This is a genomic window from Polaromonas sp. CF318, from assembly GCF_000282655.1.
Taxonomy (GTDB): Bacteria; Pseudomonadota; Gammaproteobacteria; order Burkholderiales; family Burkholderiaceae_C; genus Polaromonas.
Map to the genome: position 1 here is coordinate 96620 of NZ_AKIV01000074.1, position 23097 is coordinate 119716.

The following is a 23097-nucleotide window of genomic DNA, read 5'->3' on the forward strand; positions in this document are numbered from 1 at the left end:
TTGGCCCTGAGTTGGTCTTTGTATTATTTGGTCTCAAAATTGGTTGCGCCATCCCACTCCGGATCAAACGGCAACAGCCTCATCGAGGCTACACGCTCCGCATACAGCCGGTAAAGGAACTTTTTGCCATTTGCCCGCTGCAAATTTAGTAACTGCACGTCACATTGGTCCCAATCCTGGGCCCGGTAGGCCTTCAGGGCCAAGCCCCAGGTCTTCAGTTCGTCGGCATTGTCCTTGTCGATCCGGTCCGCAGGCGCCAATGGCCAAAAAATGGCCACAGCCTGATCTTTGCCCTTCACGCGGACTTTGTCCAGTTCCTGCCATGCAAAATCCCCTGCCAGCTTGCGGGTGGACTCGCTGACCACGATATCGACGCCATAGGTTTTGGACAAGCCCTCCAGGCGCGAGCCCAGGTTCACGGCATCGCCGATCACGGTGTAGCTGCGGCGGATGTCCGATCCCATGTCGCCCACGCACATCGTGCCGGTATTCAGGCCTATGCCGATACCGATCTCGGGTAAACCCTTGGTCCTGTGCTCTTCATTGATCCTGCGCACGGCGTTTGACATCTCGAGCGCGGTTTTCACGGCCAGCGCGGCGTGGTCGGGCGTGTCGACAGGAGCGCCCCAGAACGCCATCACGCAGTCGCCCATGTATTTGTCGATGGTGCCGCGGTTGCCGCGTATCAGGTCTGTCAAGCGGCTGAAGACGCTGTTGAGCAGGGCCTGCAGCTGGGTCGGCTCCATGGTCTCCGACATCTTGGTGAAACCGCGCATGTCGCAGAACATGACGGTCAGCTCCTTGGTGGTCGCCTTCATGCTGTAGCTGTCGGGGTCTTTCACCATCTCGTCGACCAGCTCGGGCGGCACATAGGTACCGAACAGGTTGGCCAGTTCGCGCTTGGAACGGCTTTCCACGAAATAGCCATAGCTCATGTTGAGCGCGAAGGCCGTCAGCGCCATGACCAGCGCGCTGGCCAGCGGCAGCACCAGGCCGTAACCCGCATACAGCCAGAAATTCAGCCCGCCGATGGCCGCAATCACGGCCAGGCTGACCAGGACCGCGCGGGAAGCCGACAGCAGGGGCAGCGCGAAAGCCAGCGTCAGGCCCGACAGCAGCAGGATGACAATCTCAAAGCCGACGGCGTAATCGGGCTTCACGAACACCTTGCCGTCCAGGAAACCCGAGATCACGTTGGCATGGGTTTCCACGCCGGGGTAGGTCTCCCCGACCGGCGTCACCCGCAAATCGAGCAGGCCGGGGGCCGTGGTGCCTATCAGGACGATCTTGTCCTTGAGTGCACCGGGCGCCAGACGCTTGCCCAGCACGTCGGCCGCCGAGATGTAACGAAATGAACCGCCGCTGGCGCCGCCATGGCCCCGGAACGGCACCAGCGTGGCGACCCGGTCGTCGACCGGAATCGCCAGGGTCTTGCTGCCCTGCTTGAGCAAAATACTCTCCAGCCCCTGGTAGTTGCGGGTGAGGAATTTTTCCGGCGGAAAACCGGGCTCGACCCGGGGCAGGCCCGCCAGCATGCGGAACATGGCCAGCGCCAGCGATTCGTAGTACTGCCCCTTGTATTCCGCCAGCAGCGGGATGGAGCGCACCACGCCGTCGCCCTCGGTGATGGAATTGAAAAAGCCGCCCAGCGGCGCGGCCTTGGCCAGCTGCTCGATGTTGGCGCCGTAGCCGTTCCAGCTGGTGAACTTGATGGGGCGGCCGGCCAGCGCATCACGGCTCATGACGGGCGCCGGCAGGACGCCGTTGACGCGCCCATCGCGGTCGCTGGTGAAGTAATAGCCCATCACGACGGGCCGCTTTTCGATCGCCTTGGCGAACACCGCGTCGTAGTCCAGGCCGGCCTGCAGCTGGTTGAGTTTTTCCGAGAAACCGGGCTGGTCCTTGAGCTCGGCCTGCGCCAGCTGCTTGAGCCGTTTCAGGCCCGAGCTTTCGTCGGCCTCGGCGAACACCACGTCAAAGCCCATCAGGGCCGTCTTCTGGCGGTCCTGCAGTTCCTCGACCAGCTCCGCGAGCTTGTTGCGCCCCCAGGGCCAACGGCCGACCTCGGCCAGGCTTTTCTCGTCAATGTCGACGATGACGATGCGTTCATCGAGCGTGCGCGGCATGGTTGCCCGAAGCCGCGCGTCGTAGATGATGTCGTCCAGCCGCTGCAGCACCCCGAGGCGCATGACGCCGCCGGCATGCAGCAAGGCAAACACAAGCGGTATCAGCGTGACGGCGATGCGAGGCCAGTGCCGGGAGAGGAGTCTCATGAGACCTCGGGTGTTGGGTGCTGACGGTCCGCGTTATGGCGAAGCCCGGGCGGGCACCCGGGTCAATGTTGGACGAACTGCATCTGCGTTCCGGCCAGCTCGAGCATGTCGCCGTTTTTCAGGATGACAGGCTCGGCCCCGATAGGCGCGCCGTTGAGGGTCGGTTTCCCGGCCCCTTCCACGTGGGCCACGACAAAGCCCTGGGGCCGTTTGGTGATCGCGGCCACCGCGACGCCCGGCTTGCCGATGGTGGTCACCACCTTGACCAGCGCCACTTCGCGGCCGGCAGCGGCACCCGACATGACCTTGATGGCCGCGCTGATGTTGCCGCCCACATCGGCGGCGGGCGCCGCCGCCGGCGCACCGGCAGGAGGCGCGACCAAGCCCGCGGAGCCGGCCTTGATGATCATGGTTTTCTCGAAACCGGCAGGCTGGGCCTCGTTCACGTACTTGATCTTGTACTTGCCGATTTCCACCGTATCGCTGTTTTGCAGCAGCAGTTTTTTCACGGCCTTGCCGTTGACGTAGGTGCCGTTGGTGCTGTTGAGGTCTTCAAGATAGACCTCGTTGCCGGACATCTGCAGGACGGCGTGCTCCCCGCTGACAGCGAGGTTGTCAATGACGATATCGTTGTAGGGCCTGCGGCCCAGGGACGTCCTGTCTTTCGTCAACTGGACTTCCTTGATCACAACGCCGTCAATAGAGACGATCATTTTCGGCATGGCCGACTCCTGTCTGTTTTTAAATTTTCAGTCACCGCTTATTTTCCCAGCATTCTCGACAAAAGGCCGCGCTTGGCCGAGTCTTCTTTCGCGTAAGCCAGCAAGACGGAAATATTATCGCGTCCGCCGGCCTCGTTCGCCGCCGCAATCAGCTGCTTTGACTTCTGCTCCAGCGTCCCCGCGCCCGTCAGGATGGCGGCGATACCCGGATCGACCACCATGTCCGACAGGCCGTCGGAACACATCAGGTAAAGATCGCCCGCCTCCACGCGGTGCTCGTTGACCTCCACCAGCACGGTGTCCTCCACGCCCAGGGCGCGCGTCACCAGGTTCTTGTTCAGGGAGGTCAGCGCCTGCTCGGGCGTGATCAACCCGGCGTCGATCTGCTCCTGGAGCAGCGAATGGTCCTTGGTGATCTGCTGGAGTTCCTGGCCGCGCAGGCGGTAGCAGCGCGAATCGCCGATATGGCCCAGCATCAGGCGCCCGTCCTGGAAGACGCCCACGACCAGCGTGGTGCCCATCCCCGTGTACTGGGGATTGGAGTTGGCCGCGTTGAAAATCGAATGATTGGCGTTCTCCACGCAGATTTCCATCGCCCGGCGCACTTCCTTGGCATTCGCATGCCGGCCTGCCTGGGACAGCCAGCGCCCCATTTCCGACTTGATGAAGGCCACGGCCATGCCGCTGGCGATCTCACCGGCGTTGTAGCCGCCCATGCCGTCCGCCAGGATGCAAAGCCGCGTCGCCGGGTCAAACGCCACCGCATCCTCGTTGTTGTCCCGCGTCAGCCCTGGGTCGGTATGTGTACAAATCTCGTAGATCATCTTGTTCGTGTTGTCACTGGGTATCTTTGTCGGCGGCGGGCGGCCTGGAGACAACGGTTTTTTCAAAGGTCTGGGCTCCGCCGGCATTCAAGGCCTGGGTGGCATCATAGGCCCTGGGCTCGGGCGCCTGCGCGGCGGAAGCGGATTGCACCACGGTGGCATCGAATGAGGGCGCGGCCGGCGGGGCGGCATGGGGAGAAGGGGCAGGGGCGGCCAGCGGCGCGCCGCCTTCCAGGGCCGCGATGACCTCGCGCAGGTCGGCGGCGAAACGATCGCCGTCCTGGTAGCGGAGCTCGGGCTTTTTGGCCAGCGACAGCGCGACCACCTCGGCCAGCCGGGCGGGCAGTTCCTTGCGGATGATGCGGATGTCCGGCGCCTCTTCGTTGGCGATCTTGTACATCAGCTCGGCCATGGAGTCGCCCCGGAAAGGCAGCACGCCGGCCAGCATCTGGAACAGCATCACTCCCAGCGAATACAGGTCCGAGCGCCCGTCGACCTTCTTGCCGGCGATCTGCTCGGGCGACATGAAGCTGGGCGTGCCCAGCACCAGGCCGGTCTTGGTCTTGCTGGAGTCCGTGATGCGGGCGATGCCGAAGTCGGTCACCTTCACCGTATCGCTGTCGATCTCGTACATGATGTTGGCCGGCTTGATGTCCCGGTGCACCACATTCTGCTTGTGCGCGTAGGCCAGGGCTTCGGCCACTCGCGCCACGATGGACAGGACCTTGGGCACCGGCAGCAGGCTTCCATCCTTGGTGACGTCGGCCAGGTCCTTGCCCTTGAGGAACTCCATCGCGATATAGGCCAGGTCATGCTCTTCGCCGGCATCAAAAATTGTCACGATGTTCTGGTGCTGCAGGCGCCCGGCCGTCTCGGCCTCGCGGAAGAAGCGTTCGCGCGCGTCGTCGAGTTCCTCGCCCTCGAACTCCTGGCTCAGCGCCATGGTCTTGATGGCCACGACACGGCCTATCTTGGGGTCCTTGCCGAGGTAGACCACGCCCATGGCGCCCTTGCCCAGCTCTTTTTCCACCTGGTAGCGGCCCAGCATGGGCTTTTCGACGGCGCCGCCATCCAGCAGCATGGTGCCGCCGGGGTGGGAGCCGCCACCGCCCAGAATGACCGTCTCAGACAGATTTTTGGCGCGGTTGAGCTTGGACTGCAGGTCCTTGTGGTTCTTGTTGTAGGTGGCCATGTATTCGTACACGGCCTGGGCCTTGTTGAACTGCCGCTTGCGCTCGAAGTCCAGCGCGAGGTTGTTCATGTTGTCCATCAGCGCGTCAGTGAAGGGCACGCGGCGAAAGCGGTCAAAGGCCATGTCCAGCTGGCCCTGGCCTTGCAGCGCCAGGCCCATCATGCGGTTGGTTTCAGCGGACTCTTCGTCGGACTTGAGCTTGCCGGCCTCGGTCATGAGGAAGCGCTTGGTGGTCAGCGCCAGGTGGCCTATCACCAAAAGCGCGGCGGGGAAGACAAATTTGAGCCAGGTCGCGGCCGTCGACAACAAGCTGAACTCGACCACCAGCAGCACCACGAAGAGCAGCAGCGTGACGATGGCGGCCTTGCCCGCCGACAACCGGGGCAGGCCGGCGATCAGGTAGCCGGCCACCAGCAGTAAAACGCCCAGCGTGACCCACACGCCCCAGCCCGGCTGCACGATGAAATGCTCGCTCAGGATGCTGGAAGTGATGTGCGCGATGGTTTCCGCCGGCGAAAGCCCGGGGCCGGCCGGGGTCGGGAACTGGGTGCCAACGCCTGCGGCGGTGGCACCGATGATCACGATCTTGTCGGCGTATTTGGCGGCCGGGATCTTGCCGGAGATCACGTCGTAGAACGAATCCACCGCGAAAGCGGGCCGGCCGTCCCTACCCTTGTAGAACTGCGGCAGCATCAAGGCCGATTCGTCGGTCTTGATCATCAGCTTGCCGATCTGCACCGACTCACCCACATTGAGCTTGATGTCCGCCGGCCCGAGGTTCAGGCTCTTGGCCGCCACCAGCAGACTCATGGAGGGCACGGCCTTGCCGTAGTAATTGATCAGCAGCGGCTCCTGGCGCACGGCGCCGTCCACGTCGGGCAGCTGGTTAAGGTGGGCGATGCCTGCAGCCGCCGCGCCTATCTGCTCGATGGGCTGCTGCCCGCGTATGGCCGGCAGCGAGAAGTTGTTGGTTTCATCCACCGCGCTCTTCAGGGCATAGGCCGGCAGCGGATTGTCGGGGCGGCCCTGCGGCACGCCCAGCTGGAAAACAGAGGGCACCAGGACGTTGCCGGCCTTGCCCATGCTGGCCGCGAGCTTGGCGTCGGTGTCCAGTGCGACTTCGGCCTCGGCGATGACCTTGCCGAGCTGCTCGGGCAGCCCGCCCTGGGCCGCCGTCGCCGGATCGGCGGCCGGGCCCAGCGCTTCCTTCATCTTGCGGATGAACACCAGCCCGCGGTCCGTCTGCGGCTCAAAGAAAAACGCCGTGTGCGCGATGGTTTTGGCCTTGGCGGCCGAAAGCTGGTCGATCAACTGCGCATGCACGTCGCGCGGCCATGGCCAGCGCCCTATGTTGGCAATGCTCTGGTCGTCGATGGCGATGATAGCGATGCGGTCTGAAGGCTGGCGCGAAGTGCTGGTGCTCGCGAAGTCGTAGTAGCGGCGCTCCAGGGTGCCGAAGAAATCGGTCAGGCCGTGCAGAAAAAGGACGGCCAGCACCACCAGGACCCCGACAAACCAGTCTGCCCGCCAGAACTGACTCAGCTTTCTAGATGATTTGGCCACTACCCGTCCCTTGTCCTGTTTCGCTGTGCATAAGCTAGACGATTTTTAATTGCTTTGTATTACCGGCCGTCCGGTGACGCCGTCGTTTTGGCGCACCAGACGACGCCTGCCGCCCTTTGTTTCGGCAGGTTACAAGTCTCCTGATAGGGGACATTAACAGACGGGGTGCGGCTGGACAAGGGACTTTTGCACGGCAGCCATGCCGACTGTTGCAAATAAGTGGTATTTCAGCAGATGTGCAAAAGCCCGCACCATGCGGGCTTCAGGCAAGTGCAGGCTTGCCGTCCCGCAGCCGCGGGACGGGCGGGCGGATTTCAGGCGGAAGGGGCTTTTTTCTGCTGCCGCTTGGTGAGGTAGGTACCCAGCGCCACAACCAGCACGGCGCCCAGAATCCCGCCAAAAGTCACGGTTTGTTCGCTGACGGGGCCGAAATAGCCGGCCACAGCCGGGTCGGTCAGCAGCATTTCGCCGGCCAGGAAGCCGAGCAGGGCGGCGCCTATGGTGATGATGATGGGGAAACGCTCCATGACCTTGGTCAGCAGGGTGGCGCCGAAAATGATCAGCGGGATGCTCACCAGCAGGCCCAGTACCAGCAACGGCAGGTTGCCCTTGGCGGCGGCGGCCACGGCCAGCACGTTGTCCAGGCTCATGACCAGGTCGGCGATCAGGATGGTGCGGATAGCGGCGGCCATACCGTTGATTTCATGGCCTTCACCGTCTTCGTCTTCCTCGCCCTTGAGCAGGTCCACGCCGATGTAAACCAGCAGGATGGCGCCTATAAGCTTCAGGTAGGGCAGGGTCAGCAGCTGGATGGCCACAATGGTCAGCACGATACGCATGACGATGGCCGCGGCGCTGCCCCAGAAGATGGCCTTGCCGCGCTGCTCGGGCTTGAGCGTGCGCGCCGCCATGGCGATCACCACGGCGTTGTCGCCCGACAGCACGATGTTGGCGAGGATGATGGAGCCAAAAGCGCTCCAGAAAAGCGGGGACGCGAGGTCCAGTCCGAAAAACATGGCTATCTCCTGTTATGAATGAAAAAAAGCGCTATGCAGCGCTTTTTTTGTTTTTGCGAGTTTAGCCCGTATGGGCGCAGGCGGCGTTCGTAGTAATGCTTACGGCCGCCGACCCCGGCCTTACAGCAGGCCCTTGAGCAGCTTGCCCATTTCCGAGGGGTTGCGCGTCACGGTGAATCCGCAGGCTTCCATGATGGCCAGCTTGGCGTCGGCCGTGTCGGCGCCGCCGGAGATCAGCGCGCCCGCATGGCCCATGCGCTTGCCGGCCGGAGCCGTCACACCGGCAATGAAGCCGACGATGGGTTTTTTCATGTTGGCTTTGCACCATTGGGCGGCTTCGGCTTCATCGGGGCCGCCGATTTCGCCGATCATGATGACGGCGTCGGTGTCCGGGTCGTCATTGAAGGCCTTCATCACGTCGATGTGCTTGAGGCCGTTGATCGGATCGCCGCCAATGCCGACGGCGCTGGATTGGCCCAGGCCGATTTCGGTGAGCTGTGCCACGGCTTCATAGGTCAGCGTGCCGGAGCGGCTGACCACGCCGATGCGGCCCTTGCGGTGGATGTGGCCGGGCATGATGCCGATCTTGATTTCATCGGGGGTGATCAGGCCGGGGCAGTTGGGGCCCAGCAGCAGGGTTTTCTTGCCGCCGGCGGCTTCCTTGGCCTTCATGCGGTTGCGCACTTCCAGCATGTCCTTGACCGGAATGCCTTCGGTGATGCAAATCGCCAGGTCCAGGTTGGCCTCCACGGCTTCCCAGATGGCGGCGGCCGCGCCCGCGGGCGGCACATAGATGACGGACACCGTGGCGCCGGTGGCCTTGGCGGCCTCGGTCACGTTGGCGAAAATCGGAATGCCTTCGAAGTCTTCGCCGGCTTTCTTGGGATTCACACCGGCCACAAAGGCCTCTTTGCCGTTCGCGTAGTCGCGGCACATGCGGGTGTGGAACTGACCGGTCTTGCCGGTGATGCCCTGGGTGATGACTTTGGTGTGTTTGTTGATGTAGATCGACATGCTTGTGTTCTCCTGGGCTTACTTGACGGCGGCCACGATTTTGGTCGCGGCTTCGGCCATGGTGTCTGCGGCAATGATGGGCAGACCGGAGTCGGCCAGCATTTTCTTGCCCAGGTCTTCGTTGGTGCCCTTCATGCGCACGACCAGCGGCACGGAGAGGTTCACGGCCTTGCAGGCGGTGATGACGCCGTCGGCGATGGTGTCGCACTTCATGATGCCGCCGAAGATGTTGACCAGGATGCCTTTGACATCGGGGTTCTTCAGCATGATCTTGAAGGCTTCGGTGACTTTTTCAGCCGTCGCGCCGCCGCCCACGTCCAGGAAGTTGGCCGGCTCGCCGCCGAACAGCTTGATGGTATCCATGGTCGCCATGGCCAAGCCCGCGCCGTTGACCAGGCAGCCGATGTTGCCGTCCAGGCTGATGTAGGCCAGGTCGAACTTGCTGGCTTCGACTTCGGCCGGGTCTTCCTCGTCCAGGTCGCGGTAGGCGACGATTTCGGGGTGGCGGAACAGCGCATTGGCATCGAAGTTGAACTTCGCGTCCAGCGCCATGACTTCACCCTTGCTGTTGCGGTTCAGCGGGTTGATCTCCACCAGCGAAGCGTCGGTGTCCATGTAGCATTTGTAGAGCTTTTGCAGGATGTCGACGGTCTGTGGCACGGAGTCGGCAGGCATGCCGATGCCGCTTGCGATTTCCTTGGCCTGGGCGTCCGTCATGCCGACCAGCGGATCGACAAACACCTTGATGATTTTTTCGGGGTGGGAATGGGCCACCTCTTCGATGTCCATGCCGCCTTCGCTGGAGGCGATAAAGGCCACCTTTTGCGACTCGCGGTCGGTCACGGCCGAGACGTAATATTCTTTCTGGATGTCGGCGCCGTCTTCAATATAGAGGCGGCGGACTTTCTGGCCTTCGGGGCCGGTCTGGTGCGTCTTCAGCTGCATGCCCAGGATTTCGCCGGCGATGCGCTTGACGTCCTCAATGGTCTTGGCGACCTTCACGCCGCCGCCCTTGCCGCGGCCGCCCGCGTGGATTTGCGCCTTGACCACCCATACCGGGCCGCCTAGCTTCTGGGCGGCTTCCACCGCTTCCTGCACCGTGAACGCCGGAATGCCGCGCGGCACAGGCACACCAAAATTGCGCAAGATTTCCTTGCCCTGGTACTCGTGAATTTTCATGAAAGACCTTCAGAATTCAGTAAAAGAGGGGGTGCAACTGGGATTTGGACAGGGCTGTGGGGTGTCGGAAACAGGCCACACCGGCCCAAAAAACCACGTCGGCGGTCACTGCAGGCAGCAACGCAGAACTGTATCATGGTGCGACGCACAATTCTTGTGCCCGGCTTACACCCCAAAATAGCCCCGAATTGGGTATTTTTGAGGTGGTTTTGGCCTGCCAAGGCGCCCCTGCGCTTGCCTTATTGGCGTATTTCGTTCAGTTGTCAGTACCTGGAAGTCCTCATTCATGCCCAAAGTTTTCATTGACGGAGAAGCCGGCACCACGGGCCTGCAAATCCGCGAGCGGCTGCAAGCCATGCCGCAGATCGAGCTGGTCAGCATCGCGCCCGAGCTGCGCAAGGATGCGGCGGCCAAGCGCGCGCTGATGGCGCAGGTGGACATGGTGATCCTGTGCCTGCACGACGATGCGGCGCGCGAATCGGTGGCCATGATCGATTCCCTGCCCGGCAAAAAACCCAAGGTCATCGATGCCTCCACCGCGCACCGCACCGTGCCCGGCTGGGTCTATGGCTTTCCCGAACTCACACAGGCGCAGCGCGCCGCCGTGGCGACCGCCGAGCGCGTCGGCAACCCCGGCTGCTATGCCACCGGCGCGATCGCGCTGATCCGCCCGCTGGTCGACGCCGGTGCCATACCGCCCGATTTCCCCCTGAGCCTTCCCGCCGTGAGCGGTTACTCCGGCGGCGGGCGGCAAATGATTGAAGACTACGAGGCCGGAACCGCGCCCGCGTTTGAGCTCTACGGCCTGGGCCTGAAGCACAAGCACCTGCCCGAAATCATGAAGTACACCGGCCTGTCACGCCGCCCGGTGTTCATCCCTTCCGTCGGCAACTTCAAGCAGGGCATGCTGGTGCAGTTGCCGCTGCACCTGGACCTGCTGCCCGGCAAGCCGACCGGCGCGCAGTTGCAGGACATGCTGGCCAAACACTACGCCGGCAGCGAATGGGTGACAGTGCAAGCCGCGCCCGAATCGAACAAACTCGATGCGCTGGCGCTCAACGACACCAACAAGATGGAACTGCGCGTATTCGCCAATGAAGAGCACCGCCAGGCGGTGCTGGTGGCGCGGCTGGACAACCTGGGCAAGGGCGCTTCGGGCGCCGCCGTGCAAAACCTGAAACTGATGTTGAGCCTCTAAGCTCAGTCCTCGTCGGTCTGCGATACGACGCGGCGGATGACTTCACCGCCAAAGCCCCGGGCCGCCAGGAAGCGCATTTGTTTGGCGCGGCCGGCCGCATCGGGCGCCGGCCCCTCGAATTTTTTGCGCCAGATCTCGCGGGCGCGTTCCAGCTCGCTGCCCTTGAGGCTGTCCATGGCGCCGGCCACGCGTTCCGCGCTGAGGCCTTTGCCCAGTAATTCATGCTTGATGCGTGCCGCTCCAAAACGGCCCGCGCGCCGGTTAATCACCGACTCGACCACGCGCGCCTCGCTGATGAAATCCTTGGCCTGCAAGTCGTCCAGCACCTGGGCCAGCTGGCCCGGCATTTCCTCATGGGGCGCGAGTTTGCGCTCCAGTTCGGCGCGCGAATGCTCGCGCGCGGCAAGGTAACGCAGCGCGCGGCCCTTCAGGGAAAGGCCAAAACCCGCACGGGCGGGTTTGGCTGGTTTGTGATCTGCCGGATTGTCCATGGTCAACAGGCCAGGCCCCACGCGCAATTCGCTATCGTTTTAATAGCTCTTAGTGCGTGCTCCATCTGGGCCAGAGCCTTATTCGCATTAAAAATCAGGCAGCCGCTTTGGCAGGCTTCTCAGCCTTCTCGGCTTTATCGGCCTTGGCTGGCTTTTCGGCCGGGGCATCGACACTGCCGGCCACCTGCACCAGCGGGATGCCCAGCGATTCGCGCACCTTGTTTTCGATCTCGATCGCGAGTTCGGGGTTTTCCTTGAGGAATTCACGCGAGTTGTCGCGGCCCTGGCCGATTTTTTCGCCGTTGAAGGCGTACCAGGCGCCGGCTTTCTCGACGATGTGGCCAGCCACCCCCAGGTCCAGCACCTCGCCCAAGCGGCTGATGCCCTCGCCGTAAAGAATGTCGAACTCCGCCGTCTTGAAGGGCGAGGCCACCTTGTTCTTGACCACCTTGACGCGGGTTTCGTTGCCGATCACCTCTTCACCCTTCTTGATCGAGCCGATGCGGCGGATGTCCAGGCGCACCGAGGCATAGAACTTCAGCGCATTGCCGCCGGTGGTGGTTTCGGGCGAACCGAACATCACGCCTATCTTCATGCGGATCTGGTTGATGAAGATGACCGTGCAGTTGGCCTTCTTGATGGTGGCGGTGAGCTTGCGCAGCGCCTGGCTCATCAGGCGGGCCTGCAGGCCGGGCAGCGAGTCGCCCATTTCGCCTTCGAGCTCGGCCTTGGGCGTGAGCGCCGCCACCGAGTCGACGATGATCAGGTCCACCGCGCCGGAGCGGGTCAGGGAGTCGACGATTTCAAGCGCCTGCTCGCCGGTGTCGGGCTGGGAAATCAGCAGGTCCTGCAGGTTCACGCCCAGCTTTTGCGCGTACTGGATGTCCAGCGCGTGCTCGGCGTCCACAAAAGCGCAGGTGCCGCCCAATTTTTGCATTTCGGCGATGACCTGCAGGGTCAGCGTGGTCTTGCCGGACGATTCCGGGCCGTAGATCTCAACCACCCGGCCGCGCGGCAGGCCGCCCACGCCCAGGGCGATGTCCAGGCCCAGGGAACCGGTGGAAACGACCTGGATGTCTTCAATCACTTCGCCGTCGCCCAGCTTCATGATGGTGCCTTTGCCGAACTGCTTTTCGATCTGGGCCAGCGCGGCTTGCAGGGCCTTGGCCTTTTCGGTGTTCAGGGCGGCGCTTTGCACGGGGTTCTGGGCGGGGTTCAGCTTGTTGGTCAGTTCCATGAAAAACTCCTTGAAAATCAATGATGTAAAACTTGTTGCCTGGATTCCAGCATCTGCTTTTAATCACAGCGCTGGATGCATGACCAGTACTTTATGGGCGCCATAAAAATAAGTAAACCCTATTTTTAGTCAGTTTGCCTGATCAAATGGCTTACCATCGTTTTCATGGCGGAAATGACACCCCCACCTCCCATGCCCAGCCCCTTCGGCGCGACCGAGGCCGGCTGGCGGCAGACCCACCTGGGGCGACTCATGGGCCATGCGCTGCGCCGCTTCGACGAGCGCGTGCTCTCGCTGATGGCCAGCAGCGTGGAGGTGCCGCTGGCGCTGTCCAACCTGGCGGCGCGCGACCAGGTCGGCGCCGCCCATATCCACATCACGCGCCACCTGGCCGTGGCCGGTTCGCGCCTGACCGACCTGGCGCACAGCGCCGGCATGAGCAAGCAGGCCATGGGCGACCTGGTCGACCAGTGCGAGGCCTGGGGCCTGGTCACGCGCCAGCCCGACCCGCACGACAAACGCGCCCGCCGGGTGGTGTTCACCGAATCAGGCCTGCTCTGGCTGGAAGCCTTTCACCAGGCCGTGCGCCAGGCCGAGGACGAATTTCGCCAGGCGGTGGGGCATGATGTGGCCACCGTGGTGGCGCTGGGGCTGGAAGCTTATGCGGGCGCTTGATCGCATTGCCGTGTCAGCAAAGCAGAGGCGACAAAAGCCTAGAATTTGTCCGGGAACACACAATCGCCCCAGGCCACAAGGGGCGGATATCTGGAGACAACCATGCGTATTCTGATTGCCGAAGACGACCAGGTGCTGGCCGATGGCCTGCTGCGCACTTTGCGCGCCTCCGGCGCGGCGGCCGACCACGTGGCCAGCGGCACCGAAGCCGACGCCGCCTTGCTCACCAACACCGAATTCGATTTGCTGATCCTGGACCTGGGCCTGCCGCGCATGCACGGCCTGGAAGTGCTCAAGCGCCTGCGCGCCCGCGGCTCGGCCATGCCGGTGCTGATCCTGACGGCCGCCGACAGCGTGGAAGAGCGTGTCAAAGGCCTGGACTACGGCGCCGACGACTACATGGCCAAACCTTTTTCGCTGCAGGAACTCGAAGCCCGCGTGCGCGCGCTGATACGCCGCGGCATGGGCGGCGCCAGCAGCACCATCAAGCACGGCCCGCTGGTGTACGACCAGGCCGGCCGCGTCGCCACCATAGACGGCCAGATGCTGGAGCTGTCGGCGCGCGAACTCGGTTTGCTCGAAGTGCTGCTGCAGCGCGCCGGCCGCCTCGTCAGCAAGGACCAGTTGGTGGAGCGCCTCTGCGAATGGGGCGAGGAGGTCAGCAACAACGCGATCGAGGTTTACATCCACCGCCTGCGCAAGAAAATTGAAAAAGGCCCGGTGCGGATCGCGACGGTGCGCGGCCTGGGCTACTGCCTCGAAAAAATACCAGGGTAGCCATTTGATATTTGCTGTTGCCGCTTCGCCGGTTTTCACCCAAAGCGTGCCGTGGCATTAAGGCTGTTTCAGCGCGAACGCCGCAGCCTCTTCGGCGAGATCCTCGACTGGATGCTCACGCCGCTGCTGCTGCTGTGGCCCATCAGCCTGGCGCTGACCTGGCTGGTGGCGCAAAACATCGCGGGCAAGCCTTTTGACCGCGCGCTCGAATACAACGTGCAGGCACTGGCCAAGCTGGTGGTGGTCAAGAACAACCAGGTGCAGTTCACCCTCACGGCGCCCGCGCGCGAAATCCTGCGCGCCGACGACACCGACCTCGTCTACTACCAGGTGGTGGGAACGCAGGGCGAGCACCTGAGCGGCGAGCACGACCTGCCTGCGCCGCCCGACGAGGACAAGCCCACCAACGGCGAAGTGCGGCTGCGCGAGGACGTGATCCAGGGCGAGGACGTGCGCGTGGCCTACACCTGGCTCAAGGTGGACGTGAAGGGCACGCCCGCCGGCTCGCAGCCGGTACTGGTGTTGGTGCAGGTGGCCGAGACGCTGGAAAAACGCAAGACGCTGGCCACCGAAATCGTCAAGGGCACCATGGTGCCGCAGTTCGTCACGCTGCCGCTGGCCGTGCTGCTGGTATGGCTGGCGCTGGTGCGCGGCATCAAGCCGCTGGCCCAGCTTGAAAAGCGCATACGCGCGCGCAAGTCCGACGACATGAGCCCGCTGGACGAAACCGCGGTGCCCGAGGAGGTCGCGCCGCTGGTGTCCTCCATCAACGACCTGCTGAGCCGGCTCAAGGTCTCGCTGACCACGCAAAAACGCTTCCTGGCCGACGCGGCCCACCAGCTCAAGACGCCACTGGCGGGCCTGCGCATGCAGGCCGACCTGGCGCAGCGCGAGACCGACGCCGACGAACTCAAGAAGTCTCTCAAGCACATAGGCCGCGCCAGCATCCGTGCCACCCACACCGTCAACCAGCTGCTGGCCCTGGCGCGCGCCGAAACCACCGGCCGCAGCCTGGCCAAGCAGCATATCGACCTGGTGCACATCGTCTCGGAAGTGATGGCCGACTCGGTGCCGCGCGCGCTCGAAAAGCAGATCGACCTCGGCTACGACGGGCCCGACGCCGGCGAGCAGGCCACGCAGCTCGAAGGCAACGCGACCCTGCTCAAGGAACTGGTGCGCAACCTGCTGGACAACGCCATCAACTACACGCCCGAAAAAGGCCAGGTCACCCTGCGGCTGATGACGGACCGCTTCAGCGGCGTGCTGGTGCTGCTGGTGGAAGACTCGGGGCCCGGCATCCTGGAGTCGGAACGCGAACTGGTGTTCCAGCCCTTTTACCGCGCGCTGGGCACCAACGTGGACGGCTCGGGCCTGGGCCTGGCCATCGTCCTGGAAATCGCCAAGCAGCACGGCGCGACGATTTCGATCGAGGATGCGGCCCTGCCGGGCCATACACAAACGCCGGGCACACGCGTTACCGTGCGGTTTGTCGGCATGGATTTGCCCGAGGGCGCATAAAGAACTCAACCGGATTTTGCAGGCGGCCAGCGGTCGTAGAGCTTCACGCCCACGCGCTCACCCCACAGCTCGATCTGCGCCGGCGTTCCGTCATGCGCATGGTTCGCGCTGCCGCCGCGCACATAAGCCAGGGCCACGCAGGCGCCGGCCAGCGGGCTCCAGCCGACCGAGGAGATCTCTCCCACCGATTGCCCGCCCAGCATGATGGCCTCGCCGCCCCAGGCAAAAGCCTTGTCGGTGTCGAACACCAGCGTCACCAGCTTCTTGCGCAGCGCCAAGCCCTGCGAATTGAGCAGCGCGGCCCTGCCGATGAAATCGGCCGGCTTGTCCAGTTTGACGCTGAAGCCCAGGCCGGCCTCCCACGGAGTTTCGTCCGGCCCCAGCTCCGCGCCCCAGGCACGCCTGCCCTGTTCTATGCGCAAGGCATCCAGCGCGTAATAACCCGCGTCGCGAATGCCCAGCGCCCGGCCGGCGTCCATGAGCGCGAGGTAGACATGGCGCGCCATTTCAACCGGCACGTACAGCTCAAAGCCCGGTCCGCCCACATAACTCATTCGCGCCGCGCGCACACGCGCAAAGCCCAGGTCTATTTCTTTCGTCCATGAAAACTTCAGCGCCTCGGGCGACAGGTCGTCGGGGCTGACCAGTGCCAGCAGCTCGCGCGCTTTTGGACCCATGAGCGAGAGCACCGAATACAGGGCGGACACATCGGTCAGCACCGCGTGTTCGGTGTCGCCGATGTGCCGCGTGATCCAGTCGAAGTCGCGCACGGTCTGCGCCGAGCCGGTGATGACCATGAAGCGGTCCACAGCCTGCCGCATCACCGTGAGGTCGCTTTCAAAACCGCCCCGCTCGTTGAGCATGGCGGTGTAAACCATCTTGCCGACGGGCACGTCCATCTCGTTGGCGCACAGGCGCTGCAACACGGCCAGCGCATCGCGTCCCTGCAGCAGGTATTTGGAGAAGGACGTCTGGTCGTAGAGGGCCACGGTTTCGCGTGTGGCTTTTTGCTCTTCAATCATCCAGGGGAGCCAGCCGGGTTTACCCAAGGTGTGCTCGGGCCTGGGCACGCCTTGAGGCCTGAAATAGTTGGCCCGCTCCCACCCGTTCTTACTGCCGAACTCCGCCCCCTTGGCGGCCAGCATGTCGTACAGGGGCGAGGTGCGCAGCGGCCGCGCCGTCTCCAGTTCCTGCCGGGGCCAGCGCATGGCGTAATGCAGGCCCAGGGTTTCGCCGGTGCGCTCGGCCAATGCCTTGCGGTTGCCGGTGAAGCTGCCGAAGCGGCGTATGTCCACATCCCACAAATCGGTGCCGGGTTCGCCGCCCACAATCCATTCGGCCATGAGCCGGCCCGCCCCGCCGCTGTTGGCGATGCCGGCCGAGTTAAAACCCGCGCAGACAAAATAATTGCGCAGCTCGGGCGCCTCGCCGAGGATGAAATTGCCGTCGGGCGTGAAGCTTTCCGGGCCGTTGAGCAGCATCTTGACCTCGGCCGTCTCCAGGCAGGGCGTGCGGTGCAGCGCGGCGGTCATCAAGGGCTCGAACTGGTCCCAGTCCTCGTCCAGCAGCTCGAACTGGAAGGTCGAGGGAATCGGGTCCATCTTCCAGGGCTTGGCTTGCGGCTCAAAGCCGCCCATCACCAGGCCGCCGACTTCTTCCTTGTAGTAGATGTAGCCGTCCGGGTCGCGCATCACCGGCAGCATGGGGTGCACCCCGGGAATCTTGCCGGTGACGATGTAAAAATGCTCGGCCGAGTACAGCGGCACGTTCACGCCCGCGAGCCGGCCGAACTGCCGCGCCCACTGGCCGGCGCAGTTGACGAGGACCTCGCAGCGCACCTCACCCTGCGCGGTGCGCACACCCGCTGCCCCGCCGTTTTCGGTGATGACGCCCGTCACTTCGACGCCTTCCAGCATCTTCACGCCGCGATTGCGCGCGCCTTTGGCCAGCGACATGCACAGATCGGCCGGGTTGGCCTTGCCGTCACCGGGCAGCCAGATCGCGCCCTGCAAGTCGTCGGTGCGCATGATGGGGTATTTGTCGCCGGCTTCCCGCGGCGATATCTCATGGCATTCGACGCCAAAGCTGTTGGCCATGGCCACCTGCTTCCTGAGCACCTTCATGCGCTCGGGCGTGCGCGCCACGTTGACGCTGCCGCATTGCTTCCAGCCCGTGGCCAGGCCGGTCTCGGCCTCCAGCGAGGCATACAGCTCTATGCCGTACTTGCTCATCTGCGTCATGTTGCGGTTGGGCCGCATCTGGCCGACCAGGCCGGCCGCATGCCAGGTGGTGCCGCTGGTGAGCTTGCCCTGCTCCAGCAGCAGCACGTCGGTCTTGCCCATCCTGGCCAGGTGGTAGGCCACCGAGCAGCCGGCGATGCCGCCGCCCACGATGATGATTTCTGCATGGCCGGGAAATGTCGGGGTGGTCATGGTGCGGACCTCATCTCAAAAGGTGCGGGGCTAGGCCAGCCGTATGGCCATCACGCCGCCCACAATCGCGCAGCTGCCGGCGAAGCGGCGCAGCGTGAAGGCCTCCTTGAGCAGCCAGCAACCGAGCAGCACCGCGAACAGCACGGAGGTTTCGCGCAGCGCCGCCACCGTGGCCACGGGCGCGCGCGTCATGGCCCACAGCGCGATGCCGTAGGAGCCCAGCGAAGCCAGGGCGCCGCCGGTGGCCACCGGCCAGCGGTGGCGCGCGTAGTCGGCCATGGCCCGCCCGCGGCGCGCCATCATCAGGAGGCCGAAGGGCCAGCCGTCGAGCAGGAACAGGGCGGCGACATATTGCAGCGCGTTGCCCGAAGCCCGAACGCCCAGCCCATCGACCACCGTGTAGATCGCGATGATGACCGCATTGGCCAGCGCGAAGCCCACGGCCTTGCGCGCATGCAGCGCATGGCGGCTCAGGCCCAGCACCAGCACGCCGCCGCAGATGCCGATGATCCCGGCCCATGCCAGCGGCGTCAAGGTTTCGCCCAGCGTGAAGGTGGCCGACAGCGCCACCAGCAGCGGCGCCACGCCGCGCATCAGCGGATAGGTCAGGCCCAGGTCGCCGTGCTTGTAGGCCTGGGTGGTGGCGATGTAGTAGCCGATGTGGATCAGCACCGAGGCGCCTATAAACGGCCAGGCCTCCACGCGCGGCAGGCCCGCCATCAGCACCAGCGGCAAGGCCAGCACCGAGCCGATCAAATGGATGACCGCCATGTCCATGGACTTGTCGGCGCTGGACTTGACCAGCGCGTTCCAGCCCGCGTGCAGCAGCGCGCCGAACAGCACGGCGCACAGCACCGGCCAGGTCAGGGCCAGGACTTCAGGCGGCAAGCGAAGGCTCTGCGGCGGGAAGGGCGCAGCGCCGGGCCCGCGCCAGATAGTGGGCCAGCGGCGGTGTGGCCTTGTTCGCGTCCTTCGCGAGGTCGTCCCAGAGGCGCAGTTTTACCGCGTCTTCAGCGCCGGGCTGGGCCATGAAACGGGCGGCCTCTTCAGCCGTAAAAATGCCGCCCTGCAGCAGCAGGCTGCGTTTGGAGTCCGCCGAAAGGCTGGAATGGTAGCCGCGCCGGGCCGCACACAGGTAGCGCTTGGCATCCACATGCAGTTTGATCGCGTCCAGCACCGCGTCGGGAAACAGGCCGCGCAAAAACGGCAGTGCGCGGTACTGGTGCACATCGTCCACGCCGCGCAGAGAGGGTGTCTCGCCCAGGTCGTGCAGCAAATGGCCCAGGTCGTGCAGCAGGGCGGCGGTGACCAGTGCGTCGCTCGCGCCTTCGGCCTCGCCCCATGCGGCGGTCTGCAGCGCGTGCTGCAGCTGCGTCACGGGCTCCCCGCTGTATTGTTCGCCGCCGCGCTCTTCGAAGAGTCGTTCGATGTCGTCAAAGCTCAGCATATGAGTTCCTCAGAGGTCATGCATTCCAGGGGAGGGAATAGGTCTTGAGGTTGGTAAAGCTCTTGATCGCTTCCTGCACACCTTCCTTATACCCCAGGCCCGAATCCTTGATGCCGCCAAAAGGCGTGAGCTCCAGGCGGTAGCCCGGCACCTCGCGCACATTGACCGTGCCGACGTGCAGCTCGCTCACAAAACGGTTGATGTAGTCCAGGCGGTTGGTGCAGACCGCGCTCGACAGGCCGTAGGCCGTGCCGTTGGAAATTTCAATGGCTTCGTCGATGTTTCTAAAACGTATGACCGGCGAAACCGGCCCGAAGGTTTCCTCGCGCACCACCGTCATCTGCGGCAACACATGGTCCAGCAGCGTGGGCGAATACAGCGCGCCGCGGCGCTGGTTGCCGGCCAGCAGTTTTGCGCCCTGCGCCACCGCCTCGTTGACGCGCGACTCGAACAGCATGGCGGCCTGCTCGTCGATCACCGTACCCATGTCGTTGGCCTTGTCGGCCGGGTCGCCGTATTTCCAGGCCAGGGTCTTGGCCCGCACCTGCTCCACGAACTCGCCGGCCACCGCTTCGTGCACCAGAAGCCGCTTGATGGCGGTGCAGCGCTGGCCCGAGTTTTTGTAGGAGCCCTGCACGGCCAGGGTGGAGGCTTCGTCGATGTCGGCATCCTCCATCACGATGATGGGGTCGTTGCCGCCCAGCTCCAGCACCACACGGCGGTAACCGGCTTTTGAAGCGATGTACTTGCCTATCGCCACACCGCCGGTAAAGGTCACCAGGTCGACCAGCGGGTTGGTGATCAGCTCGTCGGCGATCTCGCGCGGGTCGCCCGTCACCACGCTGAGCATCTCGGGCGGCAGACCCGCCTCGTACAGGATGTCGGCAAACAGCAGGGCCGAGAACGGCACCTTCTCGGACGGCTTGAGCACCATGCGGTTGTTGGTCGCGATGCTGGGCACCACCTTGTGCGCCACCTGGTTCATCGGGTGGTTGAAAGGCGTGATCGCGGTGATCACGCCCAGCAGCGGCGAGCGGTGCGTGTAGACCCGGCGCTTTTTACCGTGGGGCGTGAGGTCGCAGCTGAAGATCTGGCCGTCGTCCTTGAGCACCTCGGTCGCGCCGAACAGCAGCACGTCGCTGACGCGGCCGGCTTCATAAAGGGCGTCCTTCAGGCACAGGCCCGCTTCGGCGGTGATCAGGTTGGCGACCTCCGAAAGGCGCGACTGGATGATGGCGGCCGCGCGGTTCAGGATGGCGGCGCGTTCGTAGCGCGTGAGCTGGGGCTTGTAGGCATGGGCCCTGGCAAAGGTTTGCCGCACCTCCTCCAGCGTGGCCTTGGGCACGGTGCCCAGCTTTTTTTCGGTGTAGGGGTTGAACACCGCGATGGAGCGGTCGCCGCTTCGGCCCGAGCCGACCTTGCGGCCCGACAGGCGCATGGCATTGAGCTGGTGGTCGCGGATGTATTGGTCAATCACACTGCGGCTTTCATGGCGTGGGGCCTGGGCTTACTGGGCGTAATTGAGCGCCAGGTCAAAGGCATCAAAATTGCGGAAGCGCCGGTTGCGGTCCAGCCCGGGCAGCGCGCGGTTCACGATCAGCGGCACGCGCTGCTCGCTCATGCCGCCGTGCGAGCGCAACGGCACTTCAAGCGCCGAGAGGTCATGGCGCGACACCGAGGTGCCTATCACGGTGAAGCGCTCGGACACCGCCACGATGTCGCCTATGCGGTCGGCCGGCAGTTCGAAACGTTCGGCGGCCTGCTCGCGCGAGAGCACCAGTTCCATGCCCTTGAGCGCCGCCAGCCGCTTGCGCGCGACCTCGATGTTGGTGCCTTCCGGCAGGTAGACCGTGGCAAAGGAACCCAGGGCGCCGTGGTGCACCACATAGGGGTCGGTGATGGGCAGGATCACGCGCGCGATGGTGGCGCCCAGCCAGTTGTCGAACCAGTCCTGCAGGTAGATCACGTCGGGCGTGCCGTCCATGGCGACCTTGGCGTTCATGCCGTGGTCGGCGGTGAGCACGATCACGCAGCCCAGGTCTTCGAGCTGCTGCATGTAACCGTCCATCATGCGGTAGAAGGCATTCGCCCCTTCGGTGCCGGGCGCGTGCTTGTGCTGCACATAGTCGGTGGTCGAGAGGTACATCACGTCGGGTTTGTGCTTTTGCATGATCTTCACGCCGGCCGCGAAGACGAACTCCGACAGGTCGGCGCTGTAGACGCCGGGCAGCGGGAGCCCCACCAGTCCCAGCACGTCCTCGATGCCGTTTTCCTCCAGCGACACCTGATCGGCCTTCTCCGACGAAAAGCAGATGCCCTTCATCTGGTGGCCCAGCAGCTTGCGCAGCTTGTCCTTGGCCGTCACCACCGCCAGGGATTTGCCGGCACCGGACAGCGCGGCCAGCAAGGTCGGCGCGCGCAGCCATTTGGGGTCGTTCATCATGACCTCGGTGCCGCTGGCCGTGTCGAACAGGTAGTTGCCGCAGATGCCGTGCACGCTGGGCGGCGCGCCGGTCACGATGGACAGGTTGTTCGGGTTGGTGAAGCTGGGCACCACACAATCGCCCGTCAGGCCCGAGCCCAGCGCCAGCGTGCGCTTGAGCCAGGGCATCTGGCCCGTGGCCACGGCCTGCGCCAGGTAGTCGGGTTCGCAGCCGTCCACGCAGACCACCACCGTGGGCTGGGCCGGCAGCTTGTAAGTCCTGCCGTTCACCGTCAGTTCGCCATTCGGCTCAGTGTTTGCCACGTGACGATCCTTCCTTGTTTTTGTCCTTGCGCGCGGCTGTGCTGTTGGAGACGAGTTTCACGGGAGCTGGCTTGTCAGCCGCATCGGCCTGCCCGGCCTGGCGCCGCAAGTCGTTTTCTATCGTGCGCTCCTTGCTTTCGATCACATGCTGGAACATCGCGCGGCCGGCCGCGTCGGCGTCGCCCGAAGCGATGGCCTTGACGATCAGCCGGTGCTCGTTGGCCGACATGGGCATCAGCCAGCCGTCGGCAAGGTTCAGGCGCCGGAACAGCGACAGCTCCTTGATCAGCTTGCGGTAGATCTCGGTCAGTTTGCGGTTGCCCGCCATCTCGACCATGCGGTCGTGAAAGCTCAGATTCAGCAGGTGGTAGGCCTGCGGGTCTTCGGCTTTGACGGCTTTTTCCATGGCGTCGACCAGGGCCTTGAGTTCCTTGACTTGGGGCCCCGTGATGTTTTCCGCGAGCCGGCGGCCCACGAGTTCATCCATGGCCGCGCGCAAATCGAATATCTCGACGGCCTCGTCGATCGGGATGTCGCGCACAAAGACGCCGCGGTTTTTCTCGGTACGCACCAGGCCGGCCTCTTCGAGCATGCGAAAGGCCTCGCGCACCGGGCCGCGCGAGACGCCCATTTTTTCGGCCAGCGTGGCCTCTATCAATTTGCTGCCGGGCTCGTACTCGCCGGCAAGAATCGCGCGCTCGATTTCCTGTTGCACCACTGTGGTGAGGGAGCTGTTCTGGAGTTGCGCGATGGTGGGATGCAAAGCAGCGTTCATGCCCTGAATTGAAGCACA

At 64.0% G+C, this 23097-nt stretch carries 19 protein-coding genes; 4 read left to right on the plus strand and 15 right to left on the minus strand.

Annotated features, from left to right (window positions below; all coding sequences use genetic code 11):
- Nucleotides 1–23: 23 nt before the first annotated feature.
- The 7 genes from PMI15_RS14420 to sucC form a co-directional block, all read right to left on the minus strand.
- Complete coding sequence (locus PMI15_RS14420; protein WP_007870229.1) at nt 24–2273, minus strand: CHASE2 domain-containing protein; 2250 nt, start codon at nt 2271–2273, stop codon at nt 24–26.
- 62 nt (nt 2274–2335) lie between these two features.
- Nucleotides 2336–2995, minus strand: coding sequence for an FHA domain-containing protein (locus PMI15_RS14425; protein ID WP_007870233.1), 660 nt, complete (start codon nt 2993–2995; stop codon nt 2336–2338).
- Between the two features lie 38 nt (nt 2996–3033).
- Nucleotides 3034–3819 (minus strand): Stp1/IreP family PP2C-type Ser/Thr phosphatase, encoded by a 786-nt coding sequence (locus PMI15_RS14430; RefSeq protein WP_007870236.1) that lies wholly within the window; start codon nt 3817–3819, stop codon nt 3034–3036.
- 13 nt (nt 3820–3832) lie between these two features.
- Nucleotides 3833–6574, minus strand: a complete 2742-nt coding sequence (locus PMI15_RS25485) for a CHASE2 domain-containing serine/threonine-protein kinase (RefSeq protein WP_007870240.1) — start codon at nt 6572–6574, stop codon at nt 3833–3835.
- A gap of 314 nt (nt 6575–6888) precedes the next feature.
- Nucleotides 6889–7590, minus strand: coding sequence for a TerC family protein (locus tag PMI15_RS14440; RefSeq protein ID WP_007870242.1), 702 nt, complete (start codon nt 7588–7590; stop codon nt 6889–6891).
- A 120-nt stretch (nt 7591–7710) separates the two neighbouring features.
- Complete coding sequence (gene sucD / locus PMI15_RS14445) at nt 7711–8604, minus strand: succinate--CoA ligase subunit alpha (RefSeq protein WP_007870244.1); 894 nt, start codon at nt 8602–8604, stop codon at nt 7711–7713.
- Between the two features lie 18 nt (nt 8605–8622).
- Complete coding sequence (gene sucC / locus PMI15_RS14450; protein WP_007870246.1) at nt 8623–9783, minus strand: ADP-forming succinate--CoA ligase subunit beta; 1161 nt, start codon at nt 9781–9783, stop codon at nt 8623–8625.
- A 286-nt stretch (nt 9784–10069) separates the two neighbouring features.
- Between sucC and argC the strand changes: the two genes are divergently transcribed.
- Nucleotides 10070–10981, plus strand: coding sequence for an N-acetyl-gamma-glutamyl-phosphate reductase (gene argC, locus PMI15_RS14455; RefSeq protein ID WP_007870249.1), 912 nt, complete (start codon nt 10070–10072; stop codon nt 10979–10981).
- A 2-nt stretch (nt 10982–10983) separates the two neighbouring features.
- On the opposite strand, the gene recX is transcribed toward argC, so the two are convergent.
- The gene (recX, locus tag PMI15_RS14460; protein ID WP_007870253.1) at nt 10984–11472 is read right to left on the minus strand and encodes a recombination regulator RecX; all 489 of its coding nucleotides are present in this window, start codon (nt 11470–11472) and stop codon (nt 10984–10986) included.
- Between the two features lie 94 nt (nt 11473–11566).
- Entirely contained in the window at nt 11567–12709 is a 1143-nt protein-coding gene (gene recA, locus PMI15_RS14465) for a recombinase RecA (protein ID WP_007870255.1), read from the minus strand.
- A 192-nt stretch (nt 12710–12901) separates the two neighbouring features.
- Between recA and PMI15_RS14470 the strand changes: the two genes are divergently transcribed.
- The 3 genes from PMI15_RS14470 to PMI15_RS14480 all read left to right on the plus strand — a co-directional run bounded on the left by PMI15_RS14470 (nt 12902) and on the right by PMI15_RS14480 (nt 15679).
- Nucleotides 12902–13384, plus strand: a complete 483-nt coding sequence (locus PMI15_RS14470) for a MarR family winged helix-turn-helix transcriptional regulator (RefSeq protein ID WP_007870257.1) — start codon at nt 12902–12904, stop codon at nt 13382–13384.
- A gap of 102 nt (nt 13385–13486) precedes the next feature.
- Complete coding sequence (locus tag PMI15_RS14475) at nt 13487–14161, plus strand: response regulator transcription factor (RefSeq protein WP_007870259.1); 675 nt, start codon at nt 13487–13489, stop codon at nt 14159–14161.
- Between the two features lie 111 nt (nt 14162–14272).
- Nucleotides 14273–15679 (plus strand): sensor histidine kinase, encoded by a 1407-nt coding sequence (locus PMI15_RS14480; protein WP_051001980.1) that lies wholly within the window; start codon nt 14273–14275, stop codon nt 15677–15679.
- 5 nt (nt 15680–15684) lie between these two features.
- Here the strand turns inward: PMI15_RS14480 and PMI15_RS14485 are convergent, their stop codons facing one another.
- The 6 genes from PMI15_RS14485 to PMI15_RS14510 form a co-directional block, all read right to left on the minus strand.
- Nucleotides 15685–18111 carry an FAD-dependent oxidoreductase gene (locus PMI15_RS14485; protein ID WP_007870262.1) on the minus strand — a complete coding sequence of 809 codons (2427 nt, stop codon included), beginning with the start codon at nt 18109–18111 and terminating at the stop codon, nt 15685–15687.
- 30 nt (nt 18112–18141) lie between these two features.
- A complete protein-coding gene (locus PMI15_RS14490) occupies nt 18142–18999 on the minus strand; it encodes an EamA family transporter (RefSeq protein WP_007870264.1) in 858 nt (285 codons plus the stop codon).
- Nucleotides 18989–19558, minus strand: a complete 570-nt coding sequence (locus PMI15_RS14495) for a phosphonate degradation HD-domain oxygenase (RefSeq protein WP_007870266.1) — start codon at nt 19556–19558, stop codon at nt 18989–18991. The genes PMI15_RS14490 and PMI15_RS14495 overlap by 11 nt, the downstream gene beginning before the upstream one ends.
- A gap of 16 nt (nt 19559–19574) precedes the next feature.
- A complete protein-coding gene (phnY, locus tag PMI15_RS14500) occupies nt 19575–20996 on the minus strand; it encodes a phosphonoacetaldehyde dehydrogenase (protein WP_051001984.1) in 1422 nt (473 codons plus the stop codon).
- A gap of 69 nt (nt 20997–21065) precedes the next feature.
- Nucleotides 21066–22304 (minus strand): phosphonoacetate hydrolase, encoded by a 1239-nt coding sequence (phnA, locus tag PMI15_RS14505; RefSeq protein ID WP_007870272.1) that lies wholly within the window; start codon nt 22302–22304, stop codon nt 21066–21068.
- A complete protein-coding gene (locus PMI15_RS14510) occupies nt 22291–23079 on the minus strand; it encodes a phosphonate utilization associated transcriptional regulator (protein ID WP_007870276.1) in 789 nt (262 codons plus the stop codon). The genes phnA and PMI15_RS14510 overlap by 14 nt, the downstream gene beginning before the upstream one ends.
- Nucleotides 23080–23097 lie beyond the last annotated feature (18 nt).

What these genes read in the sequence shown, in the direction of transcription:
- PMI15_RS14420 (WP_007870229.1), bottom strand. Translation starts at nt 2,273, where the DNA reads ATGAGACTCCTCTCCCGGCACTGGCCTCGCATCGCCGTCACGCTGATA.
- PMI15_RS14425 (WP_007870233.1), bottom strand. Translation starts at nt 2,995, where the DNA reads ATGCCGAAAATGATCGTCTCTATTGACGGCGTTGTGATCAAGGAAGTC.
- PMI15_RS14430 (WP_007870236.1), bottom strand. Translation starts at nt 3,819, where the DNA reads ATGATCTACGAGATTTGTACACATACCGACCCAGGGCTGACGCGGGAC.
- PMI15_RS14440 (WP_007870242.1), bottom strand. Translation starts at nt 7,590, where the DNA reads ATGTTTTTCGGACTGGACCTCGCGTCCCCGCTTTTCTGGAGCGCTTTT.
- sucD (WP_007870244.1), bottom strand. Translation starts at nt 8,604, where the DNA reads ATGTCGATCTACATCAACAAACACACCAAAGTCATCACCCAGGGCATC.
- sucC (WP_007870246.1), bottom strand. Translation starts at nt 9,783, where the DNA reads ATGAAAATTCACGAGTACCAGGGCAAGGAAATCTTGCGCAATTTTGGT.
- argC (WP_007870249.1), top strand. Translation starts at nt 10,070, where the DNA reads ATGCCCAAAGTTTTCATTGACGGAGAAGCCGGCACCACGGGCCTGCAA.
- recX (WP_007870253.1), bottom strand. Translation starts at nt 11,472, where the DNA reads ATGGACAATCCGGCAGATCACAAACCAGCCAAACCCGCCCGTGCGGGT.
- recA (WP_007870255.1), bottom strand. Translation starts at nt 12,709, where the DNA reads ATGGAACTGACCAACAAGCTGAACCCCGCCCAGAACCCCGTGCAAAGC.
- PMI15_RS14470 (WP_007870257.1), top strand. Translation starts at nt 12,902, where the DNA reads ATGCCCAGCCCCTTCGGCGCGACCGAGGCCGGCTGGCGGCAGACCCAC.
- PMI15_RS14475 (WP_007870259.1), top strand. Translation starts at nt 13,487, where the DNA reads ATGCGTATTCTGATTGCCGAAGACGACCAGGTGCTGGCCGATGGCCTG.
- PMI15_RS14480 (WP_051001980.1), top strand. Translation starts at nt 14,273, where the DNA reads ATGCTCACGCCGCTGCTGCTGCTGTGGCCCATCAGCCTGGCGCTGACC.
- PMI15_RS14485 (WP_007870262.1), bottom strand. Translation starts at nt 18,111, where the DNA reads ATGACCACCCCGACATTTCCCGGCCATGCAGAAATCATCATCGTGGGC.
- PMI15_RS14495 (WP_007870266.1), bottom strand. Translation starts at nt 19,558, where the DNA reads ATGCTGAGCTTTGACGACATCGAACGACTCTTCGAAGAGCGCGGCGGC.
- phnY (WP_051001984.1), bottom strand. Translation starts at nt 20,996, where the DNA reads ATGCGCCTGTCGGGCCGCAAGGTCGGCTCGGGCCGAAGCGGCGACCGC.
- PMI15_RS14510 (WP_007870276.1), bottom strand. Translation starts at nt 23,079, where the DNA reads ATGAACGCTGCTTTGCATCCCACCATCGCGCAACTCCAGAACAGCTCC.